The sequence below is a fragment of the Kamptonema sp. PCC 6506 genome, from assembly GCF_000180455.1.
Lineage (GTDB): Bacteria > Cyanobacteriota > Cyanobacteriia > Cyanobacteriales > Microcoleaceae > Kamptonema > Kamptonema formosum.
On sequence record NZ_CACA01000040.1, the window covers coordinates 24,198 to 35,979 of the forward strand.

Annotated in this window: 6 protein-coding genes; 4 read left to right on the forward strand and 2 right to left on the reverse strand. The window is 44.1% G+C overall.

Features of this window, described 5'->3' with window-relative positions; translation table 11 throughout:
• Window positions 1-283: 283 nt before the first annotated feature.
• A complete protein-coding gene (locus tag OSCI_RS02300; RefSeq protein WP_007353238.1) occupies window positions 284-3,262 on the reverse strand; it encodes a HEAT repeat domain-containing protein in 2,979 nt (992 codons plus the stop codon).
• A gap of 186 nt (window positions 3,263-3,448) precedes the next feature.
• Window positions 3,449-4,312: a DUF4351 domain-containing protein gene (locus OSCI_RS02305; protein ID WP_007353239.1), complete on the reverse strand. Its 864-nt coding sequence runs from the start codon at window positions 4,310-4,312 to the stop codon at window positions 3,449-3,451.
• A gap of 88 nt (window positions 4,313-4,400) precedes the next feature.
• Between OSCI_RS02305 and OSCI_RS02310 the strand changes: the two genes are divergently transcribed.
• The 4 genes from OSCI_RS02310 to OSCI_RS02325 all read left to right on the forward strand — a co-directional run bounded on the left by OSCI_RS02310 (window position 4,401) and on the right by OSCI_RS02325 (window position 11,768).
• A complete protein-coding gene (locus tag OSCI_RS02310; protein ID WP_007353240.1) occupies window positions 4,401-5,213 on the forward strand; it encodes an ABC transporter ATP-binding protein in 813 nt (270 codons plus the stop codon).
• 16 nt (window positions 5,214-5,229) lie between these two features.
• Window positions 5,230-5,958: an ABC transporter ATP-binding protein gene (locus tag OSCI_RS02315; RefSeq protein ID WP_007353241.1), complete on the forward strand. Its 729-nt coding sequence runs from the start codon at window positions 5,230-5,232 to the stop codon at window positions 5,956-5,958.
• Window positions 5,959-6,144: 186 nt separating this feature from the next.
• Complete coding sequence (cobN, locus tag OSCI_RS02320) at window positions 6,145-10,164, forward strand: cobaltochelatase subunit CobN (protein WP_007353242.1); 4,020 nt, start codon at window positions 6,145-6,147, stop codon at window positions 10,162-10,164.
• A gap of 53 nt (window positions 10,165-10,217) precedes the next feature.
• Window positions 10,218-11,768: a hypothetical protein gene (locus OSCI_RS02325; RefSeq protein WP_007353243.1), complete on the forward strand. Its 1,551-nt coding sequence runs from the start codon at window positions 10,218-10,220 to the stop codon at window positions 11,766-11,768.
• Window positions 11,769-11,782: the final 14 nt, after the last annotated feature.

Below are 11,782 nucleotides of genomic sequence, written 5' to 3' on the forward strand. Positions count from 1 at the left end.
TCAAAGTCCGACCTAAAAGAGGATGTAAAAATTTAACCCGCGTAGGCGGGTTTTGTCTGTGTAGACGCGGTTTCAACCGCCGATTATACCAAATCCAGCTATCCTTTATTGTCATTGCGAGCTTTATTGTCATTGCGAGCTTTATTGCTATTGCGAGCTTTATTGTCATTGCGAGCGAAGCGAAGCAATCGCCTAGTCTCTGCGATTGCTTCGCTTCGCTCGCAATGACAGATTATTGCTAATAAAGGGGATAACTAACCTGGATTTGGTATTATACTCAGCCTCATGGTGAGACGAGTTGAGGAGTTTGAGCCGGTACAGTAATAGAAATATTATAGCGCGTGGCTATTTCACTAGGCAGATAATCAGTAACTTTTGCATCAAGAACTTTGGCTAAATAGCAATCACGAACTGCTAACATAAAGCCTTTAATTGCCTCTAGGGAAGTCTGAAAATCTCCATTGATGATAAAATCGCACCATTTACTATCATCATTACCATAAATATCCACTAAATGCAACCCGGCTAAATACTCGGCTACGGGGTCAAGAACAAAACTAATATTGTCTTTGCTAGAACCCTTCCTTTGCAGGATACGGAGTTTTTCTTCCAGATATTTAAGGCGTGCTTCAGCATCCTGTAAATTCAACGCAGATAGAGCAGTTAAAGCATCTTTAATCTTGATACTTGTGGGTCGATAAGTAACTTTTAGGCATTCCCAAGCCAACATTTTAGCTATTTCGTGAACTTCGTTATCGCTCAATTTATCCTCTGCCACATCCCGATTAATTTCGGTTAGGTACGACAGCATCAAATCCGGGATATTTTTAGGTGAATCGTCGTCGCTAGTATTGTCTGCCGTTTTATTAGCAATTAACACATCAGCGTACAGTTTGGCAAATAAGACAGTTGTGCTTCTTCCTTGATTTTCGATTCCCTCTAAAAGTTTAGCCAAGTCACCGCAAGCATAGTGAAACCGCGAACCGCCAAACAGATGTATTTTCCCTAGCTTTTCCAAGTATTTCTGCATAAAATCGGATAATTCCGATCCCTCAATTCGCAGCGGGTGAAGCGTGGTTTTATTGCCTCTTCCCAGGCTTGAATCCAGCCGCGAAGTGACAACTAAAGCATTGACGGGAAAATCAGGAGAGTTAGGGAGAATTGCCTTTTGGGTAGCTTCTGACATTTCCGAAAAATGGTCAACAATTACCAGCAGGCGGCGCTGTTGTAATAATTGTTTTAGCAAGTCTTCATCAGCAGGCTTGGGGAGGTCAGCGATCGATTTTAGTTGACCGTTAATTGCTGTTAAGAAAGAATCTTTGTCCTCGTTTACATTCTTTAGTTCTTCTTCCATTAGTATAGGAATCATCAGATGTTTGGTGAGGCGTTTGTTTTGATCTGGTTCCATTGCCCAATCTGCAATTTGACAGGCGATGCTAGTTTTGCCGATGCCGCCTTCACCCCAAATCAACAAACGGATGCGGTTTTTGGTGAAAGTTGACTGCAATTCTTGACATCGAATTTCAGTTACTTTTTTGTCGTCTAGTTCAAAGGAAACTGGGATGTAAGTAGCGCGGATTTCGACTGTTTCTTGTGTGGTAAATTGTTCGCGGACTGTTTCGATGTGGGTGGAAACCCAGGCATCTAGGACTCTGGGATGGTAAATGAAAAAACGGATAAAGGTAAGGTCGCGAATCCGTATAGGTGCGCCGCCCCAGGTTTCAGGTAGTTTAAAATCGTAGGATTTGAGCGCGTCGTTAATTTGCAGTATCCAGAGGGGACGCAGGCGGAGGATTGCAGACCAAAGGGAAGGGAAGAATATCAGGTAAATTATTGCTGCTGCTACCCATTTATTCTGGCGAATTAAATTGAATAAATGGGCGTTTCTTTTAGCTTTGAGGGCTTCGATGGAGAGGCGCACTGTTGCGATGTCTTCTTTTGAAAACTTAGCTTTAGGGTCTTCTAAGATTTTTAAAGCGGGTTCAAGTTCTCGGATAACTTTATCCAATTCTGCTGGGGATAGCGTTTTTGCTTGGTCTTGAATGTTGAGAGCGATTGTCTTCAGAACAAAAGAAGCATTATTACGCACGTTGGCATCGGAGTCTTTGAGCAGGGAAATCAACACAGGCACAACGGCTTTGGCTTCTGCACCGATGTCCCCCAAGCTATAGCCAGCAATGCTTCGCACGAGTCCATTGGAGTCTTTGAGCAGGGGAATCAACGCAGGTACAGCGGCTTTGGCTTCTGCACCCATGCTCCCCAAGGCATGGGCAACACTGCTACGCACGTTGGCATCGGAGTCTTTGAGCAGGGGAATCAACGCAGGTACAGCAGCTTTGGCTTCTGCACCCATGCTCCCCAAGGCATGGGCAACACTGCTACGCACGTCTGCATTGGAGTCTTTGAGTAAGGGAATCAACTTAGGTACAGCAGCTTTGGCTTCTGCGCCGATGTTCCTCAAGGCATTGGCAGCATTGCTACGCACCTCTGCATCGGAGTCTTTAAGCAGGGGAATCAACGCAGGTACAGCCGTTTTGGCTTCTGCACCGATGCTTCCCAAGGCATTGGCAGCATTATTACGCACCTCTGCATTGGAGTCTTTAAGCAGGAGAATCAACGCAGGTACAGCCGTTTTGGCTTCTGCACCAATTTTCCCCAAGGCAGAGGCAGCATTGATACGCACGTCTGCATCGGAGTCTTTGAGCAGGGGAATCAACGCAGGTACAGCGGCTTTGGCTTCTGCACCGATGTTCCCCAAGGCATCAGCAGCATTGCTACGCACCTGTGCATCGGAGTCTTTAAGCAGGGAAATCAATGCAGGTGCAAAACCTGTAGCTTCTGGTAATTTTCCCAATTCCAAACTAAAATATATAACTCCGCGTAACACACCAGCAGCGCGACGGCGAATTTGCACATCTGAGTCTTTCAAGGCTTGAAGAAGGGCAGGAATCGCAGGGGTACCAATTTTCTGTAGAACCTCGCCAGCACTCCGGCTGACTAGCAAATTCTTATCCCCCAAGGCTTGAATCAGAGCAGGAATAGCTGGCTCACCAATTTTGCCTAACTTCTTAATGGCTGCATCCAGTTCTTTTTCATTGGTGCTCTTTAACTTCGCAATCAGTGGGGCAATCTCTGTAGTCGCGACTTCTGGCTTGCGGTTTTCCAGGGCCAAGGCATTAGCGCTCAAAAGTAACGGCGCACCGCAAGACAAGAGAGTGAAAGTCAGTATAGCAGCGAGTTTTTGTGGGTAATGCTTAGTCATTTAAGTATAAACCGTTCACCTGCTGAACATTCTCAGCGATTCGGGATAAAAATATCTACATTTTCATCAATATAACTTACGCAAAAAAACCCGGTTTCTCTGAAAAATCTTGGATCATCAGGCATTTGCGCCCAAGCATTGCGGGCCAACAGCAGGAGCGAACGGCCGTTCGCCCCTACCTTTGCACTATCCTAACTCTGAACTATTCCTATTTTGCGAGGGAATAGAATTGATAAATTCATCGAGAGAATTTACCGTAAAAAGCACATCCAGCAACTCGTCTAATTGCTCGATATTCAACCTTTGTAAATTAGCCCCTATCTCCGCTGATACCTCACCAAAGCGACGCTGAATCAGACGTAAAAGCACGCGCAGGTTTTCTTGCTGTCGCTGTTCCCGCGCCATTTGCTGAAACAAAGGAGATTTCTGTAATATTGCCATATCAAACCTCAAAATTTCTCTAACTCTAGCAACATCAAACACAGAACAGGCAAAAAATCCCAAGAGATTTTCCAATTCTCGCAACTGTTCATCTGCTCGCAAAGCTGTCACTGCCCTCACCACAACTGACTCATTATCTCCACCTTTAAGTATTGGAACAAAGGGAAGTAAAGGAGTCAACGACGGCCCAAATGCCAGTTCAACATCCACTTCCCAAAGATTAATCACCCGATAATCTTGACGCGCTATCAATCCCATAAAATTAGACTCATAGCGCGTGGGAATCGTCACAATCTCTTCAGGCTGGAAAATATTAACCAGCACCGGATATACTGGTAAATTATACTTCTCCTGTGCGAGTGCGGCATAGGCCCGCATCCGCCGAGGCATCCGACTGGTATATTGAGATTGTAACTCATTTAAAACTAGAAATTCCCCATGCTCAGGACTGTATGCTTTCACTAAGACATCGCTCTCGCGGCTAAGCCATTGAAACTCAGCATCAAGAATATTTCTTGCGATCGCATCGGGGATATTTGTCACCCATTGTACCCACGCATTGGGAGCCAAACTAATTAAACGTTTGCTACCGATATCTGCTTCAGCCATTACTCTTTGAGTAGACGCTATTATATATTAGCTTGATCCCAGGACAATTACAAGGTATGATCTTATTAATTTCTGTATTATTTTATTTATGATTGCATCAACAACTATTCCCCTTTCAACCAATACTACTGTCCTAGAAGCCAAAGAACTAACTCGCAGATTCGGAGGATTAATTGCCGTCAATAATGTATCTTTTGCAGTCCAAAAAAATGAAATATTTGGACTCATCGGCCCCAACGGTGCTGGCAAGACAACTCTATTTAATCTTGTCACCGGATTGATAACACCATCCAGCGGTCAACTCATTTATCAAAACCAAGATATTTCCCAACTCCGCCCCTATCAAATTGCCAATAAAGGCATTTCCCGCACCTTCCAAAATATTCGCTTATTTGGGGAACTTTCCGCCCTAGAAAATGTTACGATCGCCAGACACATCCACAGCCGCGATGGAAATCCATTCTTATCACTGATGGCTGGTATATTGGGTTTACCAAAAGCTAACACTATGGAACGCAGAACTAAGCAAAAAGCCTTAGAATTATTAGAATTAGTGGGATTGCGCGATCGCGCTCACGAAAAAGCCAAAAACTTTCCCTACGGCGATCAACGTCGCCTAGAAATTGCCCGTGCTCTCGCCCTCGAACCGCAAATATTACTGTTAGATGAACCCGCCGCCGGCATGAATCCCTCTGAAAAACACCAACTCAGTGAATTTATCCGAGAACTGCGACAACAGTTCAATCTTACTGTAATATTAATTGAGCATCACGTCCCATTAGTTATGGGCTTATGCGACAGAATTGCAGTTTTACACTTCGGTCAGCTAATTGCTTTGGGCAATCCAGCTACGGTTAGAAACGATCCGGCAGTAATCGAGGCTTATTTAGGAGATGAATAAGGACTTTTTACCGCAGATGAATGTAGAGAAAAGCAAATATGTGTTGTTAGATGTTAAAGGATTGTTTGTTAATTATGGTGGCATTCAAGCCTTGCAAGATATCAACTTAACTGTTAATATGGGGGAAGTTGTTACCCTTGTTGGTGCTAATGGTGCTGGTAAAAGCACTACCCTAAGAGCTATTTCTAGAATGGTCAATTCTAGTGCCGGAGAAATCGTCTATGATGGGCGAGATATTACCCGTCGCCAAACCCATGAAGTTGTTAAACTGGGGATTGCTCACAGTCCAGAAGGGAGGCGAGTTTTAGCTCGGCAAACTATTCTGGTAAACTTAGAATTGGGGGCTTACGTTCGGTCTGATTCTGCGGAAATAAAAGCCGATTTAGAAAGGCAATTTGAGATATTCCCTCGGTTAGCTGAACGTCGCCATCAACTAGCAGGAACTCTCAGCGGTGGGGAACAGCAAATGCTGGCGATCGCGCGGGCATTGATGAGTCGCCCAAAACTGCTATTATTAGATGAACCTAGTCTTGGTTTGGCCCCCGCAATCGTGCGCGAGATTTTCAGTATTATTCAAACTTTGCGCTCCACAGGTGTTACAATTCTATTGGTGGAACAAAACGCTAATTTAGCATTACAAATTGCTGACAGAGGTTATGTGCTGGAAGCTGGTAATATTACCCTTTCTGGCGTGGCTTCAGATTTATTGAAAAATGAGCGCGTAAAACAGGCATATTTAGGATAATAGAGTTGCTATTAATATTTTCTTTTATAGCAACGGTCAAGGTGGTTAGGACATTCTAAATTACTGAAACTGTTCGGCTGAGGACTCACGGCGAAGCCCTTGATTCTATTCCCTTTTTCCCCTAGTCCCTAGTCCCTAGCCCCTAGCCCCTAGCTATATTTATTAACACTCTACAAGGTAAAACAAATGCACCGTATAGCAGCAACACCGGGAGGTTGGAATCCTCAATCAGAGGGAGTAATTTTCCTTCAGCAAACACCCGCACCTATTGTATTTATTACAGCCGCTGATACTGATATTCAAACTCTCGCGACAGCTATATCTAAATTACCAGCAGGATTCCCATCTCTACGAGTAGCTAATCTGTTACAATTGCAGCAGCAGTTAACTATTGATACTTACGCTGAAGAGGTATTAGAAAAAGCAGAAGTAATCATTATACGGTTATTGGGAGGGCGTTCTTATTGGTCTTATGGGTTAGAAGTTGTGCGGGAAGTCGTGCAAAAAACTAAGGCAGAACTGATAGTAATGCCAGGAGATAATGGCCCAGATCCCGATTTAATTAGCCATTCAACGGTATCCTTATCAGCAGTAGATCGATTATGGCGTTATTTTACAGAAGGCGGAGTCGAAAATTTCGTTAACGGCCTGAAATCGATCGCGGATATTGGCTTGAAAACTGCTTATAATCCCCCATTGCCTAAACAAGTACCCCGTGTAGGGATTTACCATTGGTTAGCCCCGAATTTAAGAGATAGTTTCTCTGTGGGAGGTGCAGATGATTTATCCAGTTTAGCCAATGCTGCTAAGGTGGGAATATTATTTTATCGCGCTCATTATTTATCTGGTAATCTAGCACCAATTGATGCACTTTGTCAAGCTTTAGCAGACAGAAAATTAGCCCCTGTTCCCGTGTTTGTCTCTTCTCTACGCGAACCCGACGTACAAGCCGAATTAGGTCAATATTTCCAGCCCCAAGATTCAGAACAAATTCAATTATTACTCAATACTACCAGTTTTGCTGTCTCAGGTTTCAGAAGTCAAGACCGGGAATTAGAAAATATTAAATCCTTAGATGTTCCCGTATTGCAAGTAATATTTAGCGGCGGAACTGTAGAACAGTGGAAAGTTGATTTTCAAGGACTTTCTCCTCGCGATGTGGCGATGAATATAGCCCTACCAGAGGTAGATGGTAAAATCATCACTAGGGCAGTTTCTTTTAAGGCCGTACAGACTTGGAATAGCGAATTAGAAACCGATGTTGTCGGTTATGAACCTGCAAACGATCGCATTCAATTTGTAGCAGATTTAGCCGCTAATTGGGTGCGACTGCGACAAACACCAATCGCTAACAGACGCATAGCGTTAATATTAGCAAATTATCCCACTCGTGACGGTAGATTAGCGAATGGCGTTGGCTTGGATACTCCTGCTAGCTGCATAGAAATCATCAAAGCTTTACAACAAGCTGGCTATCAAATAGAAAACATCCCAACTAGCGGCGATGAGTTAGTTAAATTACTGACATCTGGGTTTACCAATGACCCCGAAGGGCGGGAATTGCGACCGATTCAACAATATCTGAGTTTAGAAGAATATCAACAATACTTTACCACTTTACCTCAACCAGTGCAAGCTGGAATTAGTCAGAGATGGTCTTTAGAAGCTAATCATTCTCACTTCCCGATTCCTGGTATTCAACTAGGCAATATTTTTGTCGGAATTCAACCCGCACGCGGTTATGAAATTGACCCGACATTAAACTATCACGCCCCTGATTTAGAGCCTACTCACAATTATCTAGCATACTACTATTGGTTGCGAGAAAACTTTGGAACTCAGGCAATTGTTCATGTAGGCAAACACGGAAATTTAGAATGGCTACCGGGTAAAAGTATAGCCTTATCTAGTAACTGCTATCCAGAAGTTGCCCTCGGCCCATTACCTCACCTTTATCCATTTATTGTTAACGATCCAGGGGAAGGATCGCAAGCCAAACGTCGTTCCCAAGCTGTGATAATTGACCACCTCACCCCGCCGATGACACGGGCGGAACTTTACGGGCCATTGCAACAATTAGAAGCGTTAATAGATGAATATTACGAAGCTCAAAGTTTAGACCCTTCTAGGTTGCCAATTATTCGCGATCGCATCCTTACTCTTGCTAACAAAGAAAACTTACACCGCGATCTGTTATTTGTCAATGAACAGTCAATAGATAATGAAAAATTTGCAGAGTTTCTTAGTCGCACAGATGGCTATCTCTGCGAACTTAAAGAAGCACAAATTAGAGATGGTTTGCACGTTTTTGGGCAATGTCCCGAAGGGCGACAACTGCGGGATTTAATAATTGCGATCGCGCGTCACCCCGAAACCAACCGCTTAGGCTTAACTCGCGCCTTAGCTAAAGATTTACAACTGGATTTTGACCCTTTGACTGCGGATATGTCAGTGCTGATTGAGACAGCCGATAGCTTATCTATTCAACAGATAAATCTCGCTCAAAATCAGCCGCGTAGTATTGGTGATACGATCGAGATATTGGAACAAAAAGCGGCTGAATTGGTGGATAATTTAATTCACGATTATTGCCAGCATATCAACCAAGAAAATATTAACGCGATCGGCGTTAATAAGTCAATATCTACAGTTACAAATATTGGCAAAGCGACACAACAAGAATTAGACTGGATTCGTAACTATCTTTTACCCGCACTCCAACAAACTAACCAAGAAATTATTAACTTATTGCGCGGGCTAAATGGGCGCTATGTCCCCAGCGGTTCATCGGGAGCACCTACCAGAGGAAGACCAGATGTATTGCCAACTGGACGCAATTTTTACTCCGTAGATATTCGCGCCGTACCAACAGAAACAGCCTGGAGAATTGGGCAACTTGCGGCTGAATCTTTAATTGAAAGATACACTCAAGAAAATGGCGAATATCCTCAAACTTTAGGGTTATCAATTTGGGGAACTTCTACAATGCGAACAGGTGGAGATGACATCGCAGAAGCACTAGCTTTGTTAGGGGTGCAGCCAATTTGGGATGGCCCCTCGCGGCGAGTGATAGATTTTGAAATCTTGCCAGTTTCAATATTAGGAAGACCTCGCGTTGATGTGACTTTAAGAATTTCTGGATTTTTCCGCGATGCTTTTCCTAATTTAATCGATTTATTTGATTCAGCAGTACAAGCAGTTGCGAGTTTAAAGGAACCACCAGAACAAAATCCCTTAGCGTTTCAAGTTCAAGCAGAAACTCAGTTTTGGCAATCAAATGGTTTGACACAACAACAGGCCGAAATTCGTTCGAGTTATCGCGTATTCGGCTCAAAACCTGGTGCTTATGGGGCGGGACTTCAAGGTTTAATTGAGTCTCAAAATTGGACTGATGACGAAGACTTGGCTAAAGCTTATATTAACTGGAGTAGCTACGCTTACACTGCATCTAATACGAATTTAAGTCAAAGAGAAGGTGCCAACATAAATGCTAATCAAGGGAAAGCTGCTAACACAAATACTAACCAAGAGATATCTTCTAATTCATCCCCTAACCAAGATAAACCTTCTAACTTCCCCCCTTACCAAGAGAAGATAGAGAGAGGTTCTTGGGGCGAATCAGCACCAGAAGCTTTTGAAAAACGCCTGAGTGGAATGCAAATTGTTTTGCACAATCAAGACAACCGCGAACATGATATACTAGACTCCGATGATTATTACCAATTTCAAGGAGGAATGACTGCGGCTGTCCGCAAATTGCGCGGCGAAAACCCTAACACTTACTTCGGGGATAATTCCATTCCTGAAAATCCTAAAGTGCGACAACTGGGAGATGAAATTGAGCGAGTTTACCGCTCCCGTGCTATAAATCCTAAGTGGATAGCTGGAGTTATGCGTCACGGTTACAAAGGTGCCTTTGAAATGGCTGCCACAGTTGATTATTTATTTGCTTATGGTGCGACAGCAAACTGTGTAGAAGATTTTATGTATCAAGGAGTAGCAGAGGCTTACTTATTCGATGCAAAGGTACAAGAATTTATTCAACAAAAGAATCCTTGGGCATTACGAGATATGGCAGAAAGGTTGTTAGAAGCACACCAGCGGGGGTTGTGGCAAAAAGTGCAGCCGGATATACTCGAAAAGTTGCGATCGCTCGTTCATCAAGCTGAAGGCGTTATTGAGTCTGCTAGTGCTCCCAATCGCTAACAATTTATGGTTTATTAATTATTAAGTCACATTTGTGGAAACGCGAAACGTTTATGATCCGCCACTATACCGCTAGGCTCAGCGCCAAATTTTTCAGACGCGCTTGTGCTACCTTAGCTATGCTAGCGCTAAGTGTCGGATGTACGCCGACTGAGCAGCCCAACAGCGCCGCTAAATTTTCCTCCCCAACAACCCCTATCGAGGGACAATCCCCTAAATCTGTTCTTACCCAAAACTTAAACAAAACTAACAAATCAGCAAATTCCCTTTCCTGCGTTCAAGGCGATGCCTTTAGTCATTCAGTAAATTTTGCCAACAAAGCTGCTAGCTTAGTTCAATCTGCAAGCTCGAAATCAGACTGGGACGAAGTATCTCGCTATTGGGTACAAGCTGTAGCCTGGATGCAAGCTGTTCCCCCAGGAAACCCCAGACGTGCCTTTGCGGAGAAAAAAGTTGTCGAATATATGAGGTATCTTAATTATTCGCAGCAGCAAGCCGCAACTTTGCGATCGCAGGTTAATTCCCCCTCATTTAGCAGCGAGCTCCTCGACCAACAATTACAGCTTTACCTATCCTACGTCGCCGCCCTTGGGCCGCCAGATATTCTCATAGTCGGTAGTTCCCGCGCCTTACAAGGCATAGATCCCAAACAGCTACAACAATCCTTAGCCTTTCAAGGATATTTCGATCTCAAAGTATTTAACTTTGGAGTCAACGGCGCGACTGCACAAGTTGTTGAATATCAACTGCGGAGGCTATTGGCACCGCAGCAGATGCCACAAATGATACTATGGGCAGATGGTGTACGAGCCTTGAATAGTGGTCGAATAGATCGAACGTTTAATGCGATCGCTGCCTCTGAAGGTAATAAAATGTTAGCTGCTGGCATTCGCCCCAAACTGTCGGAGAACCAATCACAAAATACCCGCCAGTGTTATAAATTCCCGCAGCCATGCAATGCTACCTTACCAGGGGAATTCTCTACGAAATCAGCAGGCGAAGCTTTAACAGTCAGCTATTCACAAGAATTAAACTCACAAGTGAGAATTTTTCCTCAACTCCAAACTCAAGACTTAGGGCGGGCACGGGGGCACCGCCCCTACAAAACTCAAAACTTCCTTTCCCCTGAACGCACCTTAGCACAGGCTTTCTTGGGTGAGTCAGATAATGCGATCGACTCTAACGGATTTCTAGCTTTGTCCGCGCGTTACAACCCAGCAACGTACTATAACAATCGCCCTTTTGTTGCTGGTAACTACGACGGCGACTATAGTAATTTCACTCTAGATGGCAAGCAGATAGCAGCGTTGAGCGCGATCGCCAATTTTGCCAAAAGTCGCAAAATACCCCTTGTATTCGTCAATTTACCCTTAACAGACGACTATTTAGACTCCGTGCGATCGAGGGCTGAACAGGCATTCCGACAGCGAATGCAGCGCCTCGCACAGGAAAAAGGCTTTATCTTCCGCGACTTCTCACAACGGTGGTCTAAGCGAAATGACTATTTTTTCGACCCCAGCCATCTTAATCGCTATGGTGCGATCGCAGTTTCTGAAGAACTTGCCACTGACTTAAACATTCCCTGGCCGCAATCTCGGAGGTGATGGGTAGATGGGGA